This is a genomic window from Flavobacterium branchiophilum NBRC 15030 = ATCC 35035 (genome assembly GCF_002217205.1).
Taxonomy (GTDB): domain Bacteria; phylum Bacteroidota; class Bacteroidia; order Flavobacteriales; family Flavobacteriaceae; genus Flavobacterium; species Flavobacterium branchiophilum.
In genome coordinates, this window is record NZ_MUGT01000027.1 from 93,115 (window position 1) to 119,721 (window position 26,607).

The following is a 26,607-nucleotide window of genomic DNA, read 5'->3' on the forward strand; positions in this document are numbered from 1 at the left end:
ACGTATAGTACTCTTTCTCTGGAGTTGATAGATATAGTCCTTAGTAAATACGAAGGTTACGCTCTTATCCCTATTTGTAAGTAAATTATAAATAGGGATTTTTTTTTAATTATTGATTTTTAAAAAATACGATTGTGGCATTGACAAGACAACAAATTTATGACAGGATAAAATCCTCTTCAAAAGATAGTTACATACTAGAAGAGATGAAAAGAATTGGATTTTGGGAAAATTCTGAAATACCATCGGTGCCAGAACAATTGATTGCCGAAGAAACCGCACTGCAAAAAACATTGAATCAATTGCTGGCACAGGACAAAAAGTACAGCGATCAGGAAGCCATGTTGAGGGCGATGCGAAAACAACGCATGCAGGAGTCTAAGCAAAAACGGGACATTAATAAACAAAAACGGGCTCAGAAAATCATTGAGAAATCAGAAAAATGGCTGCAAGTCAATCAAAAACAAATGATTTATTTGGGCGAATCTGTGTCAAAAGGATTGCAAAATGAGCAACATAACCCCATACTTCTTTCAAAATTTAATTTAGATTTTTTTGAAAACATCTATGATTTTTCTGTGCAATCTGGATTTGATTTGCCAACCCTAAAATATTTGGCATACAACAGAAAAGTATCCAAATCAACACACTATCATGTATTTGAAATTCCAAAAAAATCAGGTGGCACCCGAAAAATTACTGCACCAAAAACCAAGTTAAAAGCATTTCAACTTTGGATTTTAGAACATATTTTGAATAAAATTGTTGTAGCCCCTATGGTTCATGGATTTGTTCAAAACCGTTCTATTGTGAGCAATGCAAACCAACATGTGCAAAAAAATGTGGTTTTGAATTTAGATTTGAAAGACTTTTTTCCTTCTATTTCATACAAAAGGGTCAAAGGTTTGTTTCGAATTTTTGGATATTCGGAATCAATGGCAACCTTATTGGCGTTGGCTTGTACAACGTGCGATATAGAAAAAATCCAAATAGATGGCGAAACGTATTATGTTCAAAAAGGGCCACGCTATTTGCCACAAGGCTCGCCAGCAAGCCCCGCCATTAGTAATTTGATCGCTTATAAACTAGACAAACGTTTGCATGGACTGGCCTCAAAATATGGTTTTACCTATACACGATATGCCGATGATTTGACTTTTTCAGGAAACGAAGAAGCAGCGCAATATATGGGTAAATTTTTGTGTTTTGTCAAAAAAACGATCAAATCTGAAGATTTTGAAGTAAATAACGATAAAACATCGATTATGAGACCGTCAAATCAACAAAAAGTTACAGGTGTCGTTGTAAATAAAAAGCTAAATATCGACAGAAAAAGACTCCGACAATTTAGGGCTTTGTTGCATAATATTGATCAAAATGGTTGGCAAAACCAAACTTGGGGCAAAGCCATACATTTGATCAATGCTGTTGAAGGTTATATTCAATTTGTAAAAATGGTTGATGCAGCAAAAGGGGCCAAATTTCACCAAACTCTTTTGAACATTATTGCCAAACACGGCCGACCAATTATTGAAAGTAAAATAATGCAAGTATCAAAAGCGGCTACTCCCGAAGCTCCAATTGTTGAAAAAACAATTTCAAAAGCTACAACCGACAAACAAACAGATTGGTGGAACTTATTTTAAAGCAAACAAGATGAAATTAATAAAACAAGTAAAATTATTTTTCTTTGAAGGCAAATCAGATAAAGTTTATGAAATAGATTTATGCGAAATCAATCCAACGGCTTATGTTGTCAATTTTAGATACGGCAGACGTGGTGCCGCTTTGAAAGAAGGGACCAAAACGCCCGAATTTGTAAACCATCAAAAGGCATTGGACATTTTTGCAGCATTGGAAAACGAAAAACGAAAAAAAGGCTACCAGTCTGAAGTAGAGGTGTTTGTAGCATTGCCAACACTGTCCAACACTAATGAAGCTACTCCCAAAAGTAGGATTTTAAAACGATTGGAAGATGCAGCAGCAGGCCAAAACTCTTTTAAAACCGTATGGAAAACCTCACGAGTAATATGGAAAGCTGCAATGCTAAACATTACAGAAGCAGTACCTTATATTTTGAAAATAGCTACAAAAGGCGATGAAATGCAGTTGTACGCTTCGTTATATGCCTTGATGACCCTAAAGGCTCAAAATGCTATACCACTGTTTGAAAGTATGGCACACGGCAACCGCCAAAAAGACTATATTAGATATTTGAGTTTTGAGGCTTTATTGCAACTTTCAGATCCAACCGAGCATCAAAAAACCATTGACAGTTTGATGGAATTATTGCCCGATACCATCAAAGACCACATAGACGACGGGCAATATACTATGATAGAACAATATTATACTCATACTATTGCAAAAGAAATGCCTGCAAAAGAGTTGCCCATATTGTATTTATTATCTACTGATTATCAGTCATTTGTACCTGTTTTTAAAAAAATATTAAGCACAATTCCTTTCAAACCACCTTATTTTAAAAGTATTAGAGCCATTTTTAAATTGGCCAAATTTAAAAAAGATTACCACATCTTGTCGTTGCTGTTTTATTGTTTTGAAAAACAGCAACCTATGTATTTTCGAACGGCAAGTTTGGACCCTAATGCGTATCAAACCCAACAGTATATTGATGCTTTAGATTCTAGTATAAACTTGCATAAAGAGTATAAAAATGCCAACTGTCAAATTGGTTTTTCTCAGTTTACCAAATACTTTTTTCAGAAAGACAGTGTGTATTTTTTGAAAAATTTAGGGATGCAAAACGTAGCGGCAGATTATTTAAAATTTGCAGTGAATGTGTTATTGCATTTTGAAGAATCAGATTATACCCCGTCAAAATCTAAATTGTTAAGTGATTACGGTACTTACAATTATGACAAAGGCCGCTATTATTATACCATGGTGGACTATCCAGAGTGTTCTCATTCTTATTTATTGACCTATATATTATTTGGCAATGATACTAATAGAATTATGGATAAGAAATGTCAGTTTTATACAAAAAAAACCGTTTATTCGAGCAAAGATTATTATTTCAATATCCAGAAAGCTACTGTTGTTGCACCAAATGGAACAACAGAACAAGGAGCCACAGATGCATCGCAAAAAAAAGCATCAGTTTTTGAAAGTGTATTTAGTACTATCAAAACAATTTTTGACAAGACTAAAACACCAGAACCCTCGTTAATAGTATCAAAACCTACTGATGAAGCACCTAAAAAACCCCAAAGTTTGGCCATGTTTCCTCATTTGTGGGAGGCCTTTCCTGAGGCATATTTGCAACTTTTGGCCCAAGCCAATATGAATTTAATTGTAGATTTTGCATATCAAAACATTAAAAATAATGTTCAATACCACGAATTTATATCCAAAATAGATACTTCGTTGATGCTTATTTTATTGGACAGACCATTTGAAAAAGCACAAGAAATGGGCTTTGAAGTGCTTGAACACAACCAACAAAACATTGGTACAGATGCTGTATTGGTTGGCAAAATATTGGATGTAAAATCGGAAAAAGCCCAACTGTTGGCTCAAAAGATGATTCTGAATCAACAGTCTTTTTTTACAAATCACATCGATTTTTGGCTAACCGTTATATTCAATACCAAATCTAATTTGAACCAATTTATACACGAGTTGATACACAACAGTCGATTGACCGAGGTACAAAAAGAGGCCATTTTAGGAAAAGCCGTTGTGGCACTTATGGGTTTTGAAAACAATGACGACCACAACCAAAGGGCTATTATAGTAACCGACAGGCTCAAAATGATGGCTTACGAAAAAATGTCGGGTATTAGTTGGGAAATCATTTCTCAATTATTGGTGTCCGAATTGGAAAATAATACCTTGTTGGCTAGCGAAATTTTAATGGCCAAATCAAAAATAACACAGGCCAACGACCTTCCTATTGGAATCATTCAGTTGTTATTGCAAAATGACGAAATCCGAATTAGGTCCAATGGTTTGGAGCTGTTAAGGCAATATGAAAGCAGCACATTGACCCAAAATTGGACGGCTTTTTTACATCTATTTGAATCTGCTCATCAAGAAGTGGTTGAATCGTTATTTGAACTTCAAAACATCGACCGAAATAACCAAGATATTCAACTTCGATGGGTAGAAAAAACCATTTGGCTATTGGTTTCAAAAGAACATTTTGAAGGGGCGTATTCTATATTTAGAACTTTTATAAAATCTGCTGATGTTTTGATTATCAATAATTTACATACAAAATGGATCATCAAATTGTTATTGGCCTATCATAAAGAAAATGCCTTGTTAGGATTTGAACTTTTGCAAAAGCGATTGGATTTTGATGCTTTTAGCATGAAGCAAATTGTGGCCTTGGCAAGTCATGAATTTTTAGACGTTAGAAAATGGGTTTGGCAATATTACAAACAACACACCCATAGAATCAAGCAAGAAAAAAAGGTTGCACTTACTATTTTGGACGCTTCGTGGCAAGACAGTAGGCAGTTTGCATTTGACTATTTCAGGACCCATTTTACTGCCACAGACTGGGATGCAGCATGCCTTATTGGCATAGTAGATGCCGTTCGTCCAGATGTGGAACTATTTGGTAAAGAGCTTATTAGCTTGTTTTTTGATCAAAAAGATGCCCCAACTTATTTGTATCAATTAAGCCAACATCCAAGCCGTAATATTCAATTGTTTGTAACACAACTATTAGAAACATATTTAGACGATAGCCCCAAAAGTTGGCAAGCGATGGCCTATTATTTTAAATCGGTTTTAACAAAAGTCAATCAATCGAGGGCTGCCAAAAATAGAATTTACCAACTTTTGTATCAAAAAGCTACCCTTTCGGAGGATGTAGCCACCATTGTAGCCACTATTTTAGACGAAGTTTCGGCTACCTCAAGCATACAAGACAAAGCAACGTGTATTGACTTGCTTTCAGATTTGAAAAAACGCTATCCAAAACTAGCTATTCATTTACAAATAATATAATGATATGGAATTTAATTATAAATTTTCTAAAAGCTCGCAAATAGACAACACCAATTCGCAAACAAACATGGCTTTTGCTCCAGATTTGGAACGGGATCCTACTTTTTTTGTAGGTAAATTAAATAAAAAAAATCCTTTCAGAGAGGCCATTTCGGCTCTGCACGATGTGGTGGTATCGGATTTGAGGTATAAACCAAAAGACCGAACGGCTTATAAAGAATGGGTTGTGGGGCAAGAAAAACTTTGGTTGAGTGATTTTATGGCAGAATATCAAATAGAAGAAATTCGAAAAAATATTCAACAAGTAAAGCATCGATTATCAGAAATTTATAAAGATAGAGACCGCTTACTAGGACCTTTTAATAAAGCAAAACAACAGTATTTTGATTATTTGTATCGCAATGATAAAGACGCATGGTTTGTACTGGATCCTGTGATAACGGTACATCCAGACGAAGTGTTTTTTGAATGTTTTAGTCAAGACGAATCAAGTTATGGTAAATTGAGTGCCAATTACAATGTGTTTGACGATATTGAAGATTTTAAATGTGGTACAACCAATATAGATTATTCTGAAAATTTGTATCATGAATTTCAAAAAATAAGAGATTACAAAGAAACTATTTTCAAAATAGATCCCTCTGGATTTGAGGCTCAAACTACCAACGAAAATGTTTTTAAGGAAATGAAAATAGATTTGCCCGACTCTTGGGTAAGAGGTTTTTTGCAGGTAAGTGCAGCCATGACTTTGCCAACCACTAGTTTTTATTTGCATCCCATGGATATACATGGTATTTGTCAGTATTTGCGAAGATTTCGTGAAACAAAAGGCCCTCGGGCTATGCGATTTGTACTAGAACCAGGGCAACCTATACAAGTGGTTTTTGAACCTTGGTTTGAAACGATTACTTTTCATAGATCGGTGTATCAGGGCGATACATCCAAAACCATTCGGATTTGGGGTCGTAGGAGGCTACACATTTTGGAACGCTTGATACCAATTGCCAAACGATTTAAAGTCAGTTTGATGGGCAATGGGTTGCCGTCTTTTTTTATGGCCGATTTGGGCGACATGACTTTTACATTAGGCCTTTCGGGATGGACCAACAACGATTGGAGCAAGGCAGGAAATTTTGATTTGATGGCTCCTCGAGGCCATGTTTCGGCAAATATTCGCAATACAGTTTTTGAAAGTCTCAAACAAAATTGGTTTGCAACCACAACCGACTTAGCAAAGCACTTACAACTTGAATCGGCAACCGTAGCTGCAGCTCTAACGGCCTATACACAGGCAGGCAGGGTAATGTATGACATGAATTTGGGTGTGTATCGATTGCGAGAACTAACACAAGAGCCTTTGAATTTTGAGCATTTCAGATTTGCATCAGAACAAGAGCAAAAAGCCAATCATATTATTGAAAATGAATCGATTAAGGTATCTAAAAATATAAAAAATAACGAATTAGAATTGCAAGGTGTTATAAAAATAAAAAATTATACTTACAAAGTCAATGCTGTAATAGACAAAGACCAACGATTGATTTCGGGCGAATGTCAGTGTCATTTTTATATGAACAATGGATTAAAAAAAGGCCCTTGCGAACATTTGATTGCTGTACGAATGGCGGCACAACAACCTTTAACCTTTTGATATGATAAGCATACTTCCTGCAACTTCCAATGATTTGGAAACATTGTGCCAGTTGGCAATTAACATTTTTTCGGACACTTTTGAATCGAATAATACTACTGAAAATTTGAATGCCTATTTAGCATCACATTTTACACCAGACCAATTGTTTACGGAGTGGAGCAACCCCAATTCGTTATTTTATATAGCTTTTGACAATCAAAAAATGATTGGTTTTATCAAATGTAATTTTGCAACGGCTCAAACAGAACCAAACGATAATTTAGGCATGGAACTGCAACGGATTTATGTTTTGAAAAGCTATCACGGACAGCAAGTTGCCCAACGCTTGATGGACCAAACCGTGGCCGTAGCAATACAACACAAGGCCCAATACATTTGGCTAGGTGTTTGGGAATTTAATACTAAAGCCATACGGTTTTATGAAAAAAATGGCTTCAAAATTTTTGACAAACATCCCTTTACAATGGGCAACGAAGTTCAAACCGATTATTTGATGCGAAAAGAATTAGTATGATGGTTTTTGTAATAAAAATAGTGTAAAATATTTAGATGTTGTTTACTAAATGTAAATATTGATCACGTAATGAATTTTACATATACAAATTTTAATTTTAGCGTAGGAAAACGGTATTTAAATATTTATTGTTTTTAGAAAACAAATTAAAACCTTAATTGTAGATTTAGTTTAAAATATAATTCACCATCTTTTTCTAAATATAATTTTCCAAATCGATGCCTTGTTGTTGAAGGAGTGTCTAATTTAATGTTTTCAAAAAGATAATTTTTTAAGTTGTCCAATTCTATGATATGAAAACCTACACAATCTCCATTGTTTTTCATTACAATTGTACCGTTTGCTTCGTACGAACCATTCCATTTAGTACCTGCAAAAAAGCCTAATAGTATATCAACTAATAATTTTTTGATTTTCGTTATTAGTAGCGTTTTTTTGTCAATATCATTTGTATTTTCCAATAAATTATTGCAAATATCAACTAAAGAAGAAGTTCTTTCTTTATAAAAACAAAGCAAAAGTTGTCCAATTAATGTAGGCATCTCACTATCGACCATACGTAAATTAAAATCCATTGTATCTCTTTCAGCACCAATATATTGAAAATTCCCTCCTAATTCTTCAATTTTGTTTAATCTATCTTTTAGTTTTGTCGGTGTGTCAATGGCATTGATTTCGTCAATATATGTTTTGTTTAGTCCATTTATTTTAAAAATAAAATTTGTGTTTCCTGATGCGTTTAACAATGTTGGTTTACTTCCTAGGTAAGATTTTATTCCAAAACCTTCATTTTCTTTTTGAATATATAAATTTTCAATATCTAATAAGATGTCTGCTTTTTGATTGCTATTTCCTCCCTTTATAACATTAAAACCTAAGGTATCTTGGATAATATTAAATTCTGGTATTTCAAATGTTTGGGAATTATCTTTTATTTTTGATACGAGAAGTTTAATGACATCAGTATTAATAATTTCAGAAATAGTCACATTTTTTTCACTATTATTTACTTTATTTTTTACCGTAATAGTTGAAAGATTGGAAAGTAAAAAATCATAATCTAAATTATGTGTTGTAATTTTATTTATTTTTAATGAATTTGTATTTGCATTCAACTTTTCATCTGACAAGGATAATTTTTTATCTAATAATAATTTAATAAAAACAAGTAACTCTGTCCATTCACCTTTATTCTTAGTTGATTTTAAATTCGTTTTTTTAGGAGTTAGATTATTTAAGTGTTCTAAAATGTTTTTTGCAACTGCTTCAATTGCATCTACGGCAACACTATTACCAAGCTGTTTAATGGCTTGTGCAGGTGTAACTGGAAAAATAAAATCATCTGGAAAACCTTGCATCTTTTTGGCTTCTATATATGATAATCGCCTTAATTTGCCATCAACAATGTAATTATCCCAATTTCTTCTGTCATCAATATTTGAACCTCTACCGCCAATTCTAATTGTAAATCCAATTTCTCTTGTACAATTGCCGCCCCAAACATCACTCATATTGTATTTTAATGGTACTGGAGACGGAAAGTTGAAACTTTTCATAAAATCTTCGTCTCTAAAACCAACTATAAATGCTCTTGGACGTAATTGTGGAAGTCCGTAATCTGATGCTTGAACAATTTTGAAATAAAATGAATATCCTAACTCGTCTTCTAGTATATTTCTAATTATTTTAAAAGTTTTTCCTTCGTCATGTGTTATAAGTCCTCTAACATTCTCAAGAAAAAAAGCTTTAGGTTTTTTTACCTCTAATATTTCAGCTATGTTAAAAAATAAATTTCCTCTTTCTGAATTATGGTTATCTTCAAAGCCACGTTTTTGCCCTGCTTGGCTAAATGGTTGGCAAGGAAAACCTGCACATAGAATATCAAAGTCGGGTAAGTTTTTTGGAGTAATTGTTCTAATATCCTTATTAAACAAATTGTTCTCAAACAATTTTGGGCTTATTTTTTTGTAGTTTGCTTCGTAAGTCTGTCTTGCAAAATCATCTATTTCAGAAGCAAAAACGCATGTCCCCCCAAGTCTATGTAAAGCTAAATGAAAACCTCCAATTCCTGCAAATAAGTCAATAAATGTAAATTCACTCTTCATTATAATTGTCAATTAAATTATGCCGTAAAGTTACACTTTTTTCCTTAAAATCATGTTTTCTTTGTTTGCTGAAATAACTTCTTGTTTTTAGAAAATATCTTTTGAATCTTATTATTTTCATTTTCGTTTGCTTTTATTAGTTCTGAAAATGTTTAAAATTTACTAATCGAATCCTAATTTTTACATTTTATGATTTGAATTTAAGCATATTATGTTTTTTGGACTATACAATTTGCATGCTACAAATAATTTATAGACCGTTATAAAAATGCTAATATTTCAATAAAAAATTTTGATTACAAAAAATTAGTTGTTATTTTGTATTTTCATTAAAAAAATAAAAATCAAATGTTACAACGTTCGTTAATAGCCTTATTTGTAGTATTCATATTGGGAAGTTGTGCCAAAAGAGGCACTATTACAGGCGGTGCAAAAGACACGATTGCCCCAATTTTGAAAATGAGTTTTCCAAAAAACGGCAGTACCAATTACAAAGGTGGATTAATAACCCTAACTTTTGACGAATATGTAAGAACAAAAGATTTGAACAAACAGCTCATTGTGTCGCCACCGCTTGACCATTTGCCTGAAATATTGCCATCAACAGCCAGTAAAGAATTGACTATCAATATAAAAGACACGTTAAAACCCAATACAACGTATAGTTTTAATTTTGGACAAAGCATTCAGGACAACAATGAAAACAACCCCATACAACAATTCAAATATGTTTTTTCGACAGGAAGTTATTTGGATTCCTTACAATTGAAGGGGACAATCAAAGATGCTTTTGACCGAAAAGTAACCAACTTTGTATCGATTATGTTGTATGAAATCAATTCAAAATATACCGATTCTGTGATTTATAAAAAAAGTCCGTTGTATATTACCAATACATTGGATAGTTTAAAAACATTTACTTTTGATCATTTAAAAAAAGGAAAATATTTGTTAATTGCGTTAAAAGACAAAAATAACAATAATAAATTTGATCCAGCTGATGAAAAAATAGGATTCCAGACTAAACCCATTACTATTCCAAACGACACGGTGTTTGAGTTAGAATTGTTTAAAGAAAAAAGGCCATTGAAAATAGCAAAACCCAAACAACAGTCGGGCAATAGCCTCTTGGTGCCTTATGAAGGAATGCCCAAAGGAGGACAGTTTACACTGAAAAACCGAGACCACACGATTCCCATTGTGGTAACAAAAATGCCACAAAAAGATTCGTTACTAATTTGGCATCAGCCCATAAAAACAGATAGTTTGTGGATTTCTTACGAAAAAGAATCGTACAAAACATCGTTTAAAATCCGTATAAAACCCGAAAAAAGAGATACTCTAAACCTAGAATCGCTGCAAAAAGGCAGTTTGTCGTTTAGAGACGATTTAGTGCTTCGATCAAGTACACCAATAAAAAAGTTTGATGTGTCTAAGATGAAGCTTATTAATAAAGACTCTACCCAAGTTTCATTCAAAACAGAATATGACGAATGGCAGCAAGAACTTAAATTTGTGTTTAAAAAAGAACCTCTCGAAAAATACACCCTTTGGTTAGAACCAGGGGCCATTACAGATTTATTTGACAAAAACAACAGCAAATCTTCTTTTAAAGTTACAACACAAAACACGTCGGATTATGGAAATTTGAGCTTAATTTTGCAAAACGTCCATCGATTTCCTGTTATGGTGTCGCTTACAGACGACAGTGGAGCAGTAAAATACACGGCTTATTCAGACAAAGACAACCGTTTGGAGTTCAATTTGATAGATCCTGCAAAATATACGTTGAGACTCATTTATGACGACAATCGGAATAGAGAATGGGATGCTGGCCATTTTTTAAATAAAACACAATCTGAAGAAGTCATTTATTTTCCAAAACTAATTGATATCCGAGAAAACTGGGACGTAGAGCAAGTTTTTGATTTGAATCAAGGCGAAAAATAAAGCTCCATTTGGATTAATAGAGTAGAAGCGACCTATTAAAACACCCTATTTTACGTGATGTATGAGTTGCCTTTTATTGGTAAAGTGCAACAAAAGCAGACTAAATAGGCATCAAAATAAAATCATTTTTTCTTACAATAATAACTTAACCCAACTTGCAGCAAACCATCGTCTGTTTTCCATAAACATTGGGTTTCAGTTTTTTTGAGTCCCGATTTGTGCACTACAGATTTTCGTTTTGTGAAGGGGTAATTTTATATTTTAGCTTGGCATAAAATTCTTTTACTTTTGCTTCTTTGTATCGTCTCATCTAAATCATTTCATCATCATTATTTTGACCATAAAGTTGTGATGACTTTTTTGCTGTTTGAGTTGATATCTTATCGTATTTACAAGCCAGTAAGCCAAAATACCCAGATGTACATGTGCCATTATTGCATCAACATTTTTATGATAAATTGTCCAAAGCGATAATTCGTTTTTATAAAATAAGAACCCATTCTTGAGCGGAGCTCCTGTTCCTAAAGGATCTAATCCAAATAGATCAACTAAATAATTACTGTTCTTGGTATATGAATAAAAATTTGGGTTACCTCCTTTTAACCCAATCGGGTCTTGAGAAATATACAAACCACTATCAGGGTTGTAGTAACGAAACCTATTATAGTACAAACCAGTCTCTACATCTTCATATTGCCCAAGCTGGCGGAAAGGTATAAAAGAACGTTCGCCACGCAAGTTACGCAAGTTTCCGTAAATGTCATAGTCCGTTTCCCAAATAAGGTTTCCTTGGTCATTGTAGGCTTGTATAGGTCGTCCAATGTAATCATTGATGATGCTGTATCTTTCTCCGTTTTGTATTTTAGCACAAGGAGCAAAAGAGCCTTCTTCATAAACCCATGTTATTAAATCTTGTATAGGTTCTTTTGTATTATATAAAAGTTCACCCTCGTTGTCAATGGTAAGTTTTGGTCTTTCTTTTTATAATTCGACATCTATTTTTATAAACACTAAATCTTCAATATTATTTATTTCTATTAATCTTTTAAAATTCTCTGATGCTATGATATATCCTTTTCCTGCTTTAAATAAATCAAATTTTGGAGTATAATTTAATATTTTTATTTTCTTCATTTCATCTTTAAAAATAACTCTTGGTTGTGTTTCTAAATCTAAACTATAATATTTTTTTTTTATTTGTGTTTTCAGATTTTCATCATGTAAACCTTCTTCAATATAGTTATAAGGCTCTCCATTTTTTGGGTAAATAAATGGATCATTAGCTTTAAAGTCCCAATTTTCCCAATCTAAATTGACAATTTTTATTAATTTAGTATCGTGATACTTTTTTACTCCTTTAATTTTATTAACCGAGATTAAACCCATAATATCTTGACTTATTACTAAATTCGTAGAATTTGCTGTATAAATCTCTGGAATATTAATTCCAACTCTTTCAATTTTATGAATTTCAATATCATTAAAATTCTCATCCATTACAGTTAACAATCCAGAGAATAATATATCTCCATAATCGCCCCAAGGCATCTCTTTATTTTTTAATATAAAATATTTCATTTTAACCTTTACATTTAAATTTAGTCTTTGTTTTTCGTTTATATTTTCTAGCAAAATCTCTTGATGATTTAGGGATATTAAAATCTTTCATCATTTTTTTAAGTTGGTTTTGAATGTCTTTTTTAGTAAAATCATAATCCATATCTTTTGCCCATTGTTTAAATGCTTCATTCCATTTTCCACCACCTGCTCCTTTATGAATAGCTTTATGTAATCCTTCTTCAATGAATGCTCCTTGTCTATTAATATAGTTGTTAGCATTTTTTGTTATCTGGTTTAATTGTTTCATAAAATCAGGGTTTTTCATCATCTCTTGAGGTATTAAATGATGCCAAGGCATTCCTGCTAGCCCAAAAATATCTACTTCAGAATTTGAATCAAACACATATCCATAAAAATTTGGGTTACCTCCTTTTAACCCAATCGGGTCTTGAGAAATATACAAACCACTATCAGGGTTATAATACCTAAACCTATTATAATACAACCCAGTTTCTACATCTTCATATTGCCCTAATTGCCTAAATGGTATCAAAGAACTTTCGCCGTGCAAGTTACGCAATTGTCCGTAAATGTCATAATCTGTTTCCCAAATTAATTTGCCATCTTCGTTGTAGGCTTGTATGGGTCTGCCGATGTAATCGTTTATGATAGAAAATTTAGCCGTTTACCAATCAATTATTTTGCATTTACCAATTATTTTTTTGCCATCCAAAAAATCGAATTCAAAATTATCTATTAAAATATTTTTAGGTGAATCTCTAACTAAAAAATCAACCTTTCCAATAGTTTCATACCCTTGCTCACATGGAGGAGTCTCGAATTTGAATATTAAACTCCAACTATTCCCTTGTATATTATAGATTTGAGTATATAATTCTAAGGCATTTGGCAGGTGTCTGATTTGTCCATCGAATACCTTTCTGTCCCAATCAATTAAAACATCTTTCATATTAATTGCATTTTACTCTTTGCGAATTAATACTTATAACCGATGTTGCTTTTTTGTTTAAATCATCAACATCTATTGCCCTTGCTCTTCCAATTCCATCATGTTTATCACCCGCAATAAAAGCATTTTTAGCTATATCATCATCAATTTCAAAACCTACAACATAAAATTTAGAATCGGTTCCATGCCCCATTGTATGTCCCCATTTTACAGCATCATCATAGCTTTCAGCAAACCATTTAGAATACATATTACCTTTACCATCCCAACCATTATTTTTTATATCAAAAAACTCTTCTCGAGACATTGATCTAAATAATTCCATTAACCCAAAAACATCCACCCAATTATTCGAGTCGTGAACATAAGCATAAAAATTAGGATTATTACCTGCCAACCCAATCGGGTCTTGGCTTATATACATCCCACTTTCAGGAGAATAATACCTAAACCTATTATAATACAACCCAGTTTCTACATCTTCATATTGTCCTAACTGGCGGAAAGGTACAAAATTTCTATCTCCTTTTAGGTTTCTTAATTGTCCGTAAATATCGTAATCGGTTTCCCAAACAATATTACCGCTTTCATCATAACATTGTATAGGTCTGCCGATGTAGTCGTTTATAATGCTGTATTTTTCTTCGCCTACAATTTTTGCACATGGAGCAAAAGAGCCTTCTTCGTACACCCAAGTAACAAGCCCCCCAGCCCCCAAAGGGGGAGTTGGCTCTGGGTGCGTATAAACTAAATCTCCGTTTTGTATAACGAGTTTTGGTCTTTCTTTTAAATTATAATGCCATTCGTGAAGCAAAACGTTTCCATCCCAGAAGTATCTATATATAAGCCCCCTAGCCCCCAAAGGGGGAATTATTAGCTTGGCAGTTCTGCGTCCTAGGGCATCGTATTCAAAACGTATGAGTTCGCCATTGGGGTTTTGTACGCTTTCTAACATTCCGTTAGCTAACCAAGTATAGGCGGTGTCGCCTTGTTGCCAGTTTTGGTGGTTGGCTATTTGGTCTTTCTGTTCTTCGGTGTGGCCAAAAAGGCGGTCTATAAAATTGGTAGCTTTGGGTAGTTCGAGCGGTTTGGTGATGTTGCGGGTGCTTTTTAGTATTAAATTACCTTCCTCGTCATTATGGTAAAAATACTTGTCGTCTTTTATCAGTTTGCCTCCTTTGCCATATTTTCTGTCGTCTTGGTCTCGGCTTTTGTAAAGGTTGCCCACAGCATCGGGGGTTTTGTAAAAGACATCAAATTTTACTATTTCGAGGGCTAGGCTGCCAAACTCGTCGTAGTTAAATACGGTGGGGTTTGCCGATAAAACATAGCAACATAAATAACTTAAAATGGATATTAATAATTTCAACTTTTATATGGTTTGGGTTTACTATATTTTTATTGGATTTGGTGTTTATATTGTTGTATTTGGCATCTCCGTTGTTGTATTTGATACTTTCTTAATAAGTTTACCCCTCGTTAAATCAAATTATTAAAAAATTCCGCAAAGTCTAGAGATAGACATTTGCGGAGCTTTTTCATAGGAACTCTTTGCGGATCTAGGCATATATGAAACTAATTATTTAATCTTTTTAGGGAAAAACTGTTCTTTGTAACCGTTACTAAAATGCCTAACTATTGTGGTCAAATTTTCTTCATCATATGTAAAGCAATCCGAATATTCATTTTGTTTTTCTCCTGTATTTGAAAATGATTCTCCATTTATCTTAACTAATTTATTGTTTTCATATATATAAAACTCAATTCTAGAACCTCTATTAGCTTGAAAAGAAGTCTCATTTAACTTGTTATCAGCATACAAATATTTAGTTAAATTTATTAGAGATTTCAAATTATCATACCTTATTGAAGATATCAAATCATTATTTTCCCAAATAAAAAAAGTATAATAAAATTGATCTTGTATAGATGTTGCCTGTTTAGTCAAAATTAACTTATCATTTTTATCAAAATAGTAAACATAAAGATTTTTATTAAATTTTACCTTACTTTCATCTTTATAGATATTTCCTTGATTAAATCCTAATCTTTGATAAGAAAATGGAGCATCTTCATAGAATTCTCCTTTAGAAAAAACAACTTTGGTTTTTTCCAATTCAGCCTTATTAATCAAATAATCATATTGATTCTTAAATGATTCAAATTCTTCTTTTAAATTCATAATTATAAAATTTATTTACACTTTATTTTGAATGTTCCTTCTGACAGTTCTTTCCCAATTTTTTCTAATTCATTTTTGAATTTATCAACATCTGTAATATCTTTCAATCTTTCAAAAACATTCTTTTTATATTCTTTTGTATGAACTCTAGAATGAGCATGAGCATCAAGATTAAAATCATTTTTAACTTTTGAACTAGACGGTAAAAAAATCCCATTAGAAGAGTTATTAATATCAATTCCCATATTTGTCATTTTAGTTCTTAAAGCTATCATATTTGCATCTGTTGAATTTGACATTACAATATGATGGGCAGAATTACCATAGTTTGGAACATCAACACCATCTCTTATCATATTTGATCTCAATATAGCGGCATCAGATGAAGTATCCAATCCAAATACATCCACCCAACTATTACTATCACTTACATACGCATAAAAGTTAGGATTATTCCCTGCCAACCCTATCGGGTCTTGAGAAATATAAGCACCAGTCTCTGGTGAGTAGTACCTAAACCTGTTGTAATACAACCCCGTTTCTACATCTTCGTATTGCCCAAGTTGTCTAAATGGTATAAAAGAACGTTCGCCTTGCAAGTTACGTAAATTTCCGTAAATATCATAATCAGTTTCCCAAACAATATTACCGCTTTCATTATAACATTGTATAGGTCTGCCGATGTAGTCGTTTATGATGCTGTATTTTTCTTCGCCTACAATTTTTGCACATGGGGCAAAAGAGCCTTCTTCGTACACCCAAGTAACAAGCCCCCCAGCCCCCAAAGGGGGAGTTGGCTCTGGGTGCGTATAAACTAAATCTCCGTTTTGTATTACAAGTTTTGGTCTTTCTTTTAAATTATAATGCCATTCGTGAAGCAAAACGTTTCCATCCCAGAAGTATCTATATATAAGCCCCCTAGCCCCCAAAGGGGGAATTATTAGCTTGGCAGTTCTGCGTCCTAGGGCATCGTACTCAAATTTTACTGTTGTGCCTTCTTCTTTGGTAACGCTGGCAAGCATTCCATTAGCTAACCAAGTATAAGCCGTGTCGCCTTGTTGCCAGTTTTGGTGGTTGGCTATTTCGTCTTTCTGTTCTTCGGTGTGGCCAAAAAGGCGGTCTATAAAATTGGTAGCTTTGGGCACTTCTAGCGGTTTGGTGATGTCTCGGGTGCTTTTTAAAATTAAATTGCCTTCCTCGTCATAGTGGTAAAAATACTTGTCGTCTTTTATCAGTTTGCCTCCTTTGCCATATTTTCTGTCGTCTTGGTCTCGGCTTTTGTAAAGGTTGCCCACAGCATCGGGGGTTTTGTAAAAGACATCAAATTTTACTATTTCGAGGGCTAGGCTGCCAAACTCGTCGTAGTTAAATACGGTGGGGTCTTGGGTAATATGGGTTGCCACACTACTCAGCTGGTTGTTGGTAGTCCAGTGGTAGCTGCGGTAGCCTGTGCGGCGGTTGTTGCTAAATATATCTTGTCGGTCAATTTTTCCGCTGCTGGTGTAGCGGGTTTCTGTGCGTAGTCCTCCTGTAACAAAGCGTTCTATTTCGCGCCCGGCATCGTCGCGTTTTATGGTGGTTTGCCAGCTTTGTTGTTTTTCTAATAGTTCGGCACTTTGTGCTTCTAGCTGTTGCAGGTTGCCAAGGTGGTCGTATTGGGTGGTTATTTTTCCGCCCAAAGAGGTTTCTATGCTGGTGCGTTGCCCCAACTGGTTGTAGGTATTGGTTATTGTAATGGCATTTTCTGGGCTGTCTAGGTGTTGTTTTTGGGTTTCTTTTACCACGCGTCCGTTGGCATCTCGCTCTAGGTAGATGCTTACGTTTTGGTTGGTGGCTTCTACCAGTAGCCCGTTTTTGTTGTAAGAGTAGAGTTCCCAACTGCCGTCGTGGTGGTTGGCACGGGTAATTCTGCCTAGGGCATCTTGCTCATATTCGGTCCATTTGTTGCCTGGGCGTTCTATTTTATATACTTCGCCCGCAAGGTTGCGTTTGTAGCGTTTTTCTATGCCGTCAAAAGCGGTTTCTTTAATGATGTGTCCTGCTCTGTTGCGGCTAAAGCTATAGGCTTCGCCGTGTTCGTTGCGTATCATTTTTAGCTGCTCCATCTTGTCGTAGGCAAACCGTACTTTTACGCCGTTTTGTTCCCGCACGGCAAGGCTTCCCATGGGCGTATATTCAAACTTGATGTTGTTTTTTTCGTCTTTTAGGGCAATTACTTCATCATAGTTGTTGTATGCCAATTGTATTTTATTGCCATCATTTTGGCTTATTTTTTCTAAACGGTCTAGCAGGTCATATTCAAAATAATTGCCCGTTTGGTTTACAAATTCTTCGGCTATTACTCTGCCACGATGGTTGTAGCGCCAATTCCTTATTTTTTGGTTGTTTTCGTGCCATTCCATCAGGTTGTGCTGTTGGTCATACACCAATTGGAGTTGGTTGTTGTTTTTGGCAACGGTTGCTATCTGTCCATTATCGGTATAAGAAAAAAACGTGGTGGACTTGTCGGGGTCTATAATGGTTTTGAGTTGGTTGGGTTTTTCTTTATCATACAAATACACGGTTTTTTGCCCTTCGGGGTCAACAGCAATCACGAGTTTGTTGTGTTCGTTATAGGCAAAAATTTCTTGGGTATTGTCAGGGTAAGTAACGGAAACTTTGTTGCCAAAATTGTCGTAGGTAAACCCTGTAATTCTGCCTTCTTGATCAATTTTTCTATACAACTCCATGTAGTCGGTGTAATCAAAAAATTCGCTGTTGCCCATTGGGTCTTTTATTTGTGTAATGAGTTGGTCTGGAGTGTAATAATAAGTGGTTACGGCACCATTGGCATCTTTTACCAAGTTGTAGCCTTCGTTAGGGAAATATTCAATCCAACCTTCTTGCCAGCCATCATCGCCCCAAGTGTGTATGCAACGGTTTTGTTTGTCGTATTCCCAATAGAATGCTTGCCCGTTGCGGTCGGTTTTCTTGACCATCAGGTGGTTTTCAAACTGCATAACGGTTGGGTTTCCTAGTGCATCGGCAATGGCAATGAGGTTTTGATTGTCGTCATATTGATAGCTTACCAATGTTTCTAAACCTTTTGGTGCCACAAGTTGTAGTTGTTCAATTTGCCCTTGTCGGTTATTGGTAACCAAAATTTCTCTGCCAGCGGTATCAATGATTTTAACGATGCGGTTGTTGGCAAAAGTAAATGTAATGGCAAGGTTATAGTGGTTTTTTATTTGCGATAATTGGTATTTATTGCCGTCAAATTGTTCAAACACATAAAACAATTGTGCGGTATGGTCGTAGGCTTCATATCCTTTTGATGTCCTTTTGAGCGTTGTTTTTTCTTGACGGAGGTAGAATTCTTCGTTGGGTTGTAGGGTAGGGAAAGCCACAATTCTTCCATCATCCATTCGTAAACCAAGTGCATCATCTTCGGGAAATAATTCTACGGCACGATCATAAGCACAATGCACGCCATGCCCCAACCAACCGATATATTCAGAGTCGGAATACCAACGGCGTTCCCAGTTGAGCGGTATTGGCGAAGTGAAATCAAAATCGGAGCCTTCGTAGATTACGGCACCGTTTACAAGGTTTACGGGTTCGAAGCCACATTTACAAAGTAATTTAGAAAGCCAATTTGGGCCTATTCCTCCTTTTAGAAGTTTGTTGAATAGCTTTTTACCAAACTTCATTAATGTACTAAAACCGATACTTGCTAAAAGCCCTGTTAGCATTCCTGCCCAATCGGGTACATAAGGTCCACCGACCATAACAGGTTTTCCTGTTGGAATAGGAAGCGAAAATGAGGTAGGTGCAAAAAGAGTGGGTGCAAAAGGCAACATCTTTTTTCCAATTTTTGTTTTTCCGATAGAAAGCGATAGCGGAATACCTATATCATTACAAGTCATCAACATATATCCTTTGGGACTCAATCGAGTGCCATCGGAATATGTTTTTTCAGAAGCAAAAAAGTTCATGCTTTCATGGCCAATAATTGGTGTCATTAACCAAGGCGGTGTAAATAAAGGAATGTGCACAAGCGGAATGATAATCCCTCCTGTATCTGAGTTTCCTCTTTTAAAGCCATTGACATGTACATCTGTTCCAATAAAAGGAATATAATCAGCAGGATCTATAACAATTCCAATATAGGGATGAAATGGATTATAAGGTGGCAATGTAGTAAAGTGTATATCTATACCTACTACACAGGTTAAATGATTATCGGTTAGTAACATAATTTAGTTGGCATTAGATAGTTGAAGTTGTTCTTGCATTTTTTTTGCAATTTGTTTTGGATTGTCTTTCCAATTGGAGCCAAAAATGGATTCCATTCGGTTAGCAATGGCTTTAATTTCTTTGTCATCAATTTTTGGATAACTTTCTAAATAACTGTTGGCTATGAAAGTAAAATTGATAATTTTTAAAGTTTCATCGGGCAAGGCATAGCCAAATTGAAAGGCTTCTTCGAGAATGTCTTTGTATTGGTGTTTGTCTTCCCTTTTTGCAGCCATCAAAGCATAGTTGTACCCATTGATTACTTGCATGTCTTGATTTACTTCTTTAGCAATGGCTACTTGTTTTAGAAAATAGTCAATGGCAAGCTGTAGTTGGTTGGTCATGCTATAATGTGATGCTTTAAAAGTGTACAATTGCATGAGTATGCCTGCACAATCTTGCTTTTCTTTATATACTGGAAGCATCATTTTAATTCCTTTATCCAATAATTGATGGATGCGTTCTTTTTCGTCTTTAAATTGAAATAAAAAGCTTGCATAAATGAGATGAGATGACGCCCAAAAACTCAATTCACCAGTACTTTTACTAATATCGATTAATTCGTTTCCTAGTTTTTTTACTTTTTCTTGTTTTTTATCTTTAGCCGCTTCGCCAATTTCAAACAAACATTTTCTGTAGCGTACTTGTGGATCGTGCGGATTGCCTTGTGTAGCAATTTCTTTATAAGCCTTATTGATGTTTTGGTTTGGAATTTCGATGGTTTGTCCTAGTTTTCCAATACTTTCCATCATTTCTTTGTGAATAGCCTTGTTTTGTGTTTCGAGCAATAGTATGCCAATATCATTGGGCAATACAGTGAATAATTCTCTTAGGCTTTCATTTAATAATTTTAGGCTAGAACTATTTTTAATAATGACACCAACAATCAACAAATTATCTTTTCTGGCTTCAAAAAGTTTAAAACTCATTAGTATTTTTACATAGAAATTTTTAAGTTCTTGTGTGTTATTGCTTTTAAGTTGTTTAAATTCTTCTTGAAATGTTTTGAAATCTTGCCAATTCCAGTCGGGATGCTTTTTTAAGTCATCTTCAAAAGTAAGCAACCATTGCTCAATTAGCGTATAATAGAAACTATTTTTATCTACAAAATCAATAAAGAACACCACAAACGAATCGCTTGATTTTCCATATTGTGAACATTCTAGTTTTAAAAAACCATTCACTAAAGGATAATCATCGGCATAACAAACCATGTTAAACAACCTAGCTTTAGGGTTATTTATTCTTGTTTTGTTCCAAATTTGTTGGATGTTTCCAATTCTTACCGCTATTGGATTGTGCTCGTTATTCATTTTCTACAATTAATTTAAGTTTACCACTCCACCTTTAACATTAGTCATAGCAGTTCCATTGATGTCCACCATTTTACCTTCTGCTGTAATCGTATTTTCTCCTTTAATTGTTATCATTGGAGCTTCATCTGTAATTTTGGTATCGCTTTTTATGGTAACCTCATTTGTGCCAACAATAGTTGTTTTTTTACTTTCGACATTCACTTCGTTTATACCATTGATATTTACTTTTTCTTCCGCATTCAGATTAATTTCTTTAGAATTGATGTCAATTTTATTTGGTGCACTTATGGTTATTGTTCCGTCGCCATTTAAAGTAACTACATTTCCACTAGGATCACTTACAGTTACAGTGTTTTTTTCTTCATCAAGTGTAACTGTACTTCCTCCACGAGTGGTCAAACTTTTTTTATTATTGGCTTTTCCACCGCCGCCGCCACTTTTGCCATGGAAAACACTTCCTAAAACGAATGGTCTGTTTGGGTCGTTGTAACGGAAGCCGAGCATTACATGGTCGCCTACTTCTGGAATGAAAACCATACCTCGATTACTACCAACCTTGTCGCTACTTCCCGCATCTGGAGTCATTACACGAATCCAGTCGGTTTGTTGTTGTCCTCTTTGCCATAGCATTTGTACTTTAATTCTGCCTTTGTTTTTAGGGTCGGTGTTGTTCATCACTTTGGCTTGTTGAATTTGAGCCAACGGGAATGCTACATCGGGTTCGGGAAGTCGAAGGACTTTGGCTGGTATGGCTCTAAAGTTGTTTTCATACTCGCCCAAGTGTGTGGCATGGTGCGTGATTTCGGTAATGATGTATTGTCCAACATCTTGGGTAACAAATTTTACGCTTTCGTGAATGCTTGCTTGTATGGTTACAAGGCTTCCTATTCTTAATTTTGGGTTTTTTGAATGAGCCGTTATATAGTTGGTGTTGGAAGCTGCTGCTTCTTGTTTCTTTTTTAAATAGGTTTCTAGCACCATATCGTCGCCTGTGGTAATCATTCCGTAGCTAAAGGCTGGCGTTGAAAAAACGGCTTTAGACGATGCAAAGGCTTCATTGCCTAGTTTTGGTAAACCAGCAACGGAATCTTTGGATTGGGCAAGGTGTTTTTTATCGGTTTCTTCATTGTAAGTAAAACCACTAAATTTATTAGGTACAGCTTGTATGGCTATGTTGAGTTTTGAAAGGTCTTTGTTATAGACTAAAGTTATAGACTCGCCTAAATCTTTTGGTTTTCCAAAATGTAATTTTTCGCCATCATAATAGAACCATTCGTTGTATTGTTTGGCAAGACGTTGCATGAACTGAAAATCGGTTTCAAGGTATTGACACTGGTAGTTCATCTTGGAAGTATATTCGGGTTCTACTTCGTTTTGCAGTTGTGAACCTGCACCATTTTGAATGACTTCTTTTACAATGTCTTTAAGAACAGATTCATTCCATGAGAATAATTTTTCGCCCGATTCTAATAAAATGGTTTTTGAAAAACCTGTAATGATAATTTGGTTGCCCACATGGTCGTCTTCTTGAGCAAATTGAATGTTGGTAATAATACCAAGAAAATTATTTTTGTCATCAAGGGCAATATGCACTACTTTTCCAAGCCAAGCTTGTGCGCTTTCGATTGTATAGGCACGTGGTTTTTCAATAACCGAATGAGGCACACTAATGCTAAATTGATGGTGGTTGTTGATGGTTTGATGCAATTCTATAGAAGTAAAATGGCTTATCTCTTTTGTATCAATTCCGAAAGTTATTGTGGTTTTACTCATAGTTGGTGTTTTTTGTATTATTATATCTGATAACAGAATTTAATTTGAAGGATATTTATTATTTTCTGTATTTATTATATTAAATTGTTTCATTTAGAATTGGTTAAATTTAATTTTCTTTTTTTAGCTTGATATTTGTTAGCCAAGGCAAATAATAATCATCTTTAAATCCTTTTTTTAAAACATCTACTAATATTAATTTATCTTTTATAGATTTTGTTTTTAAAAATTTATACATCTGCGAATCTTTTTTGAAAAAAGTCATTGTATTTTTTTCGGTATCTATAGTAAACCATTGCTCTGGAGTTTTGAATCCCTTTAAATCTTCATCTTGATATTTTATACAATGCCCAAAAATATATTTATCCACCACATTTATAGAATCTATAGGCGCTGTTACTCCAATTGGATTGAGATTATTTGACGTATTTAAAGACCAATGTTTTTCACCTTTCAATTTAATTGCTTCTAAAGGTTTTATTAATGGCAATCGTATATAATCTAAACCTGAATATCTATTATAAAAATCATCTTCATATTTATCCTTGTTTTTAAATTGATTACAAGATGTAAAAACAATAATAAAAAAAAGTGATATAATTGAAAAATTAGTTTTCATAATTATTTTGTTAATTGATAGTTTCTTTATTTTTGAATCTCACAGGCATACTCTCCATCGCCATCAAGTAACATCCATTGTTTTTCTTCATTTAAAGACTCACTTCCATAAGGCCATGGAGTTAAGTAGATAATGCATTCTTTTCCTAAAGGAACACCTAATTTCCAGCTATAATGTGCCACAATAAGTGTATCCTTAAAAATAAAGTTAGTGTTGTTTTTTATAACTTCTAAAACCTCAATTTTTTGATATAAATATTTATCTCCAACACCTGTATTAAGTGCTTTCGCTTTTATAACAGCTTTTGCCTTATTCATTTTAATAGTATCCATTTTTACAGTTTCAAATTCTTTATTATTTTGGTTAATTACAACAATTTGTTCAGTTTTTGAATTGCAATAACTGAAAGTTATTAGTATAAAAAAAGCTATCAAATATTTCATTTTTCAATTTTAGTTAGAGTCTATTAAATATTAATAAATTGGAGCTTCTCTAAAAGTCCATCCTCCATCTTTAAATGTTTTTGTTTTTCCCTTACCGATTTTTAGTAGTCTTAAATGACCTGAAATCTCCTGCTGTGTTGCTTTTCTAGGTGGGTATTTTGTATTTATACCGTTTTTCCCAAAATCAACTCCCCAAACTATTGATTCAAATACTGATACTTGCAAATCAGAAACACTACAAATAGATAGGACTGCCCTCCAAGCAGTAGTTCTTAATGGATGCGGACCTCTCCATGGTGCATCATAAAATGATTTTCTATAGTTTGAATTATTTTTTATTTCATTTGTTGTATAATAAAAAGGGTCATCATCATCACCAGGACATGCGTCAGCACAAAATGAATCGGTAAATCCTATCGGCTGATTGTCTTGAAAAACCGTTTGCACCCATCTTAATTTGTTACCTTTGGCACCATCTCTATTTACGGTAATTCCAAACCGATTGCTATTATTTGGATAAACCGACATGTTTTTACTAATTATTTTCCAAGGTAAAGGGATAATTATCTTGTCACCAACTAATAGGTTTTCTGGTTTTTGCCTTTTGTTTTTCAAATCAGAATTTATATGATGATCCCAAATTATCTTCCAATCCCAAGAATTATATCCATAATCACTTGCGATTTGTGAAAGTGTTTCTCCATGTTTTAAAGTTACATCTTCAAATACCATACATTAATAATTTTGTTTTTTATTTAAAAAATACAAAAAGCAGCACTAGTAACTGCTTTTTGTATTTATGAAAAACATTATACTTTAGCCCAATTGTTGTCTAAAGTTGCGTTGCCTAAAGTAATTTTCTCTGCCGAGAAAGTAATTTCGGTAGTCATTGGTGTTTCTGCCAAGGCATCTAATACTTCGCTAAAAAATACAATAAATGCGTTTTCAAAAGCCAATTCTTTCATTACTTGTTCAGAATCTGCTTTGAAGTATTTGATTTTTCCTGAAACAGGTTTGTGTTGGCTGTTTACTGCTTGTTCAATAATCGTAGTGTTGTCTGTTGACTTTACTTTTACATTAACTCTACCACCTTTTACTTCTGATGAAACAGCGCCTTTTCCGTCTACGTGACGGGTTATATCAACTTTTGAGAATAATACTTGGTACTCGTTTCCTTCGATTTCTAATAGTGCTTTGAATGCCATGATAATTTAAAATTGTTTATAAATAATTCGTTTTTTGAATACCTCCTTCACATTTGCTCACTAGAAAAACAAAAAAGAGGTACTCTAAATTGAATTTAGAATACCTCTTTTTTGTATTTTCATACCTTTTTTTGATTAGCTTCTGTGAAGAAGAGGAGGATTCGCAATCAATTATGTGTCAAATATAGTAATTTATTTTGAACTACCAAATTTTAGAGGATATTTTTAAGGTAATGTTTTTTATGTAAAAAAGGTTTAAAATCTCCTCCTAAAACAATCTCTTTTTATATGATGGCGATATGTATTTTGATATTTCTATCCAATCAAAATGAACTTTATTTATATATAGCCCATTAGCATGATGATAATAATTTTCGTGGTCTTTAACTAAAAAGTCTATTCCCTTAACATTATTTTTATCGTCTTTATAATTATAAAATTAGTCAAGTCGCTTAATTTAAAAGTAATATTTTTTTATCCTCTTCATTTTTTTATCTAAATCGTGTTTCAGCCCCTTAAATAATCGAACTGAATTATAAATTAAAAACTATAATTTTGCACGATGGAAAAGCGAACATTTACCACAGAAGAGAAGCTAAAAATTATAAAAGAAGCTTCTGAACAAGGCGTAAAGCCTACATTAGAGAAATACAGTGTATTTCCGGCGAGTTATTATTCATGGAAAAAGAAGTTTGAGACTATGGGAACCGAAGGTTTTGCCCACGGCATGACTCCTGATCAACTCAAGCGAATTCGAGAACTCGAAAAGGAAAACAAGACTTTGAAAGAAATTATTATCGAGAAGGAATTGGAGGGCAAACTAAAAGATGAACTCCTAAAAAAGAAATTTGCCTTGGAGAAAAAAAGAAACTCGTAAATAGCTATGTTTTTCAAGGCTTAAAACTAAGTGTTTCATTACAAATAGCTAAAATCAGTAAGCATCAATATTATTATAAGCCGAAAAGCACCAAGCAAGGCTTAAAGCCTAGTCTGTCAAGTATTTACATTGATTCAGATGGTATAAAAAAGAGTATATTAAACCCAGATATTATTGCTTT

At 33.9% G+C, this 26,607-nt stretch carries 20 protein-coding genes; 6 read left to right on the top strand and 14 right to left on the bottom strand.

All coding sequences use genetic code 11. The features are described from left to right. Positions 1-134 precede the first annotated feature (134 nt). The 4 genes from B0A58_RS03865 to B0A58_RS03880 are packed head-to-tail and all read left to right on the top strand — an operon-like array spanning position 135 to position 7,151. Positions 135-1,646 (top strand): retron St85 family RNA-directed DNA polymerase, encoded by a 1,512-nt coding sequence (locus tag B0A58_RS03865; RefSeq protein WP_089079961.1) that lies wholly within the window; start codon positions 135-137, stop codon positions 1,644-1,646. A gap of 10 nt (positions 1,647-1,656) precedes the next feature. Then, positions 1,657-4,983 (top strand): WGR domain-containing protein, encoded by a 3,327-nt coding sequence (locus B0A58_RS03870; protein ID WP_133063067.1) that lies wholly within the window; start codon positions 1,657-1,659, stop codon positions 4,981-4,983. A 4-nt stretch (positions 4,984-4,987) separates the two neighbouring features. Continuing rightward, positions 4,988-6,634 (top strand): hypothetical protein, encoded by a 1,647-nt coding sequence (locus B0A58_RS03875; RefSeq protein ID WP_089079963.1) that lies wholly within the window; start codon positions 4,988-4,990, stop codon positions 6,632-6,634. Between the two features lies 1 nt (position 6,635). After that, positions 6,636-7,151, top strand: coding sequence for a GNAT family N-acetyltransferase (locus B0A58_RS03880; protein ID WP_089079964.1), 516 nt, complete (start codon positions 6,636-6,638; stop codon positions 7,149-7,151). Between the two features lie 146 nt (positions 7,152-7,297). Here the strand turns inward: B0A58_RS03880 and B0A58_RS03885 are convergent, their stop codons facing one another. After that, positions 7,298-9,256, bottom strand: coding sequence for an HpaII family restriction endonuclease (locus B0A58_RS03885; protein ID WP_207758833.1), 1,959 nt, complete (start codon positions 9,254-9,256; stop codon positions 7,298-7,300). Positions 9,257-9,604: 348 nt separating this feature from the next. Here B0A58_RS03885 and B0A58_RS03890 point away from each other — a divergent pair, with 348 nt between their 5' ends. Beyond that, positions 9,605-11,206, top strand: a complete 1,602-nt coding sequence (locus B0A58_RS03890; protein ID WP_089079965.1) for an Ig-like domain-containing protein — start codon at positions 9,605-9,607, stop codon at positions 11,204-11,206. A gap of 315 nt (positions 11,207-11,521) precedes the next feature. Here B0A58_RS03890 and B0A58_RS17020 read toward each other — a convergent pair whose 3' ends face one another. The 13 genes from B0A58_RS17020 to tssD all read right to left on the bottom strand — a co-directional run bounded on the left by B0A58_RS17020 (position 11,522) and on the right by tssD (position 25,549). Next, a complete protein-coding gene (locus B0A58_RS17020) occupies positions 11,522-12,166 on the bottom strand; it encodes an RHS repeat domain-containing protein (RefSeq protein ID WP_089079966.1) in 645 nt (214 codons plus the stop codon). Positions 12,167-12,187: 21 nt separating this feature from the next. Beyond that, positions 12,188-12,784 carry a hypothetical protein gene (locus B0A58_RS03900; protein ID WP_089079983.1) on the bottom strand — a complete coding sequence of 199 codons (597 nt, stop codon included), beginning with the start codon at positions 12,782-12,784 and terminating at the stop codon, positions 12,188-12,190. Between the two features lies 1 nt (position 12,785). Further along, the gene (locus B0A58_RS17025) at positions 12,786-13,436 is read right to left on the bottom strand and encodes an RHS repeat domain-containing protein (protein ID WP_317047312.1); all 651 of its coding nucleotides are present in this window, start codon (positions 13,434-13,436) and stop codon (positions 12,786-12,788) included. A gap of 15 nt (positions 13,437-13,451) precedes the next feature. Continuing rightward, on the bottom strand, positions 13,452-13,736 hold the full coding sequence (locus tag B0A58_RS03910; RefSeq protein ID WP_089079968.1) for a hypothetical protein: 285 nt from the start codon (positions 13,734-13,736) through the stop codon (positions 13,452-13,454). 1 nt (position 13,737) lies between these two features. Beyond that, positions 13,738-15,105, bottom strand: a complete 1,368-nt coding sequence (locus B0A58_RS17030) for an RHS repeat domain-containing protein (protein ID WP_276528429.1) — start codon at positions 15,103-15,105, stop codon at positions 13,738-13,740. 210 nt (positions 15,106-15,315) lie between these two features. Continuing rightward, positions 15,316-15,918 (bottom strand): hypothetical protein, encoded by a 603-nt coding sequence (locus B0A58_RS03920; RefSeq protein ID WP_089079969.1) that lies wholly within the window; start codon positions 15,916-15,918, stop codon positions 15,316-15,318. Positions 15,919-15,929: 11 nt separating this feature from the next. Further along, positions 15,930-20,153 carry an RHS repeat-associated core domain-containing protein gene (locus B0A58_RS03925; RefSeq protein ID WP_089079970.1) on the bottom strand — a complete coding sequence of 1,408 codons (4,224 nt, stop codon included), beginning with the start codon at positions 20,151-20,153 and terminating at the stop codon, positions 15,930-15,932. 3 nt (positions 20,154-20,156) lie between these two features. Further along, on the bottom strand, positions 20,157-21,506 hold the full coding sequence (locus B0A58_RS03930) for a recombinase family protein (protein WP_089079971.1): 1,350 nt from the start codon (positions 21,504-21,506) through the stop codon (positions 20,157-20,159). A 9-nt stretch (positions 21,507-21,515) separates the two neighbouring features. Continuing rightward, positions 21,516-23,282, bottom strand: a complete 1,767-nt coding sequence (locus B0A58_RS03935) for a type VI secretion system Vgr family protein (RefSeq protein WP_089079972.1) — start codon at positions 23,280-23,282, stop codon at positions 21,516-21,518. Positions 23,283-23,391: 109 nt separating this feature from the next. Continuing rightward, complete coding sequence (locus tag B0A58_RS03940; RefSeq protein ID WP_089079973.1) at positions 23,392-23,901, bottom strand: hypothetical protein; 510 nt, start codon at positions 23,899-23,901, stop codon at positions 23,392-23,394. A 26-nt stretch (positions 23,902-23,927) separates the two neighbouring features. After that, positions 23,928-24,344 carry a hypothetical protein gene (locus B0A58_RS03945; RefSeq protein WP_089079974.1) on the bottom strand — a complete coding sequence of 139 codons (417 nt, stop codon included), beginning with the start codon at positions 24,342-24,344 and terminating at the stop codon, positions 23,928-23,930. Positions 24,345-24,374: 30 nt separating this feature from the next. Beyond that, positions 24,375-25,076, bottom strand: a complete 702-nt coding sequence (locus tag B0A58_RS03950; protein ID WP_089079975.1) for a LysM peptidoglycan-binding domain-containing protein — start codon at positions 25,074-25,076, stop codon at positions 24,375-24,377. Between the two features lie 77 nt (positions 25,077-25,153). Next, a complete protein-coding gene (tssD, locus tag B0A58_RS03955) occupies positions 25,154-25,549 on the bottom strand; it encodes a type VI secretion system tube protein TssD (protein WP_089079976.1) in 396 nt (131 codons plus the stop codon). Between the two features lie 562 nt (positions 25,550-26,111). Here tssD and B0A58_RS03960 point away from each other — a divergent pair. Beyond that, positions 26,112-26,426, top strand: coding sequence for a transposase (locus B0A58_RS03960; protein WP_014085259.1), 315 nt, complete (start codon positions 26,112-26,114; stop codon positions 26,424-26,426). The last annotated feature ends 181 nt before the right edge of the window (positions 26,427-26,607 follow it).

Bases quoted from the DNA above. Each gene is read 5' to 3' on its own strand.
- B0A58_RS03870 (WP_133063067.1), top strand. From the start codon at position 1,657: ATGAAATTAATAAAACAAGTAAAATTATTTTTCTTTGAAGGCAAATCA.
- B0A58_RS03875 (WP_089079963.1), top strand. From the start codon at position 4,988: ATGGAATTTAATTATAAATTTTCTAAAAGCTCGCAAATAGACAACACC.
- B0A58_RS03880 (WP_089079964.1), top strand. From the start codon at position 6,636: ATGATAAGCATACTTCCTGCAACTTCCAATGATTTGGAAACATTGTGC.
- B0A58_RS03885 (WP_207758833.1), bottom strand. From the start codon at position 9,256: ATGAAGAGTGAATTTACATTTATTGACTTATTTGCAGGAATTGGAGGT.
- B0A58_RS03890 (WP_089079965.1), top strand. From the start codon at position 9,605: ATGTTACAACGTTCGTTAATAGCCTTATTTGTAGTATTCATATTGGGA.
- B0A58_RS03900 (WP_089079983.1), bottom strand. From the start codon at position 12,784: ATGAAATATTTTATATTAAAAAATAAAGAGATGCCTTGGGGCGATTAT.
- B0A58_RS03910 (WP_089079968.1), bottom strand. From the start codon at position 13,736: ATGAAAGATGTTTTAATTGATTGGGACAGAAAGGTATTCGATGGACAA.
- B0A58_RS03920 (WP_089079969.1), bottom strand. From the start codon at position 15,918: ATGAATTTAAAAGAAGAATTTGAATCATTTAAGAATCAATATGATTAT.
- B0A58_RS03925 (WP_089079970.1), bottom strand. From the start codon at position 20,153: ATGTTACTAACCGATAATCATTTAACCTGTGTAGTAGGTATAGATATA.
- B0A58_RS03930 (WP_089079971.1), bottom strand. From the start codon at position 21,506: ATGAATAACGAGCACAATCCAATAGCGGTAAGAATTGGAAACATCCAA.
- B0A58_RS03935 (WP_089079972.1), bottom strand. From the start codon at position 23,282: ATGAGTAAAACCACAATAACTTTCGGAATTGATACAAAAGAGATAAGC.
- B0A58_RS03940 (WP_089079973.1), bottom strand. From the start codon at position 23,901: ATGAAAACTAATTTTTCAATTATATCACTTTTTTTTATTATTGTTTTT.
- B0A58_RS03945 (WP_089079974.1), bottom strand. From the start codon at position 24,344: ATGAAATATTTGATAGCTTTTTTTATACTAATAACTTTCAGTTATTGC.
- B0A58_RS03950 (WP_089079975.1), bottom strand. From the start codon at position 25,076: ATGGTATTTGAAGATGTAACTTTAAAACATGGAGAAACACTTTCACAA.
- tssD (WP_089079976.1), bottom strand. From the start codon at position 25,549: ATGGCATTCAAAGCACTATTAGAAATCGAAGGAAACGAGTACCAAGTA.
- B0A58_RS03960 (WP_014085259.1), top strand. From the start codon at position 26,112: ATGGAAAAGCGAACATTTACCACAGAAGAGAAGCTAAAAATTATAAAA.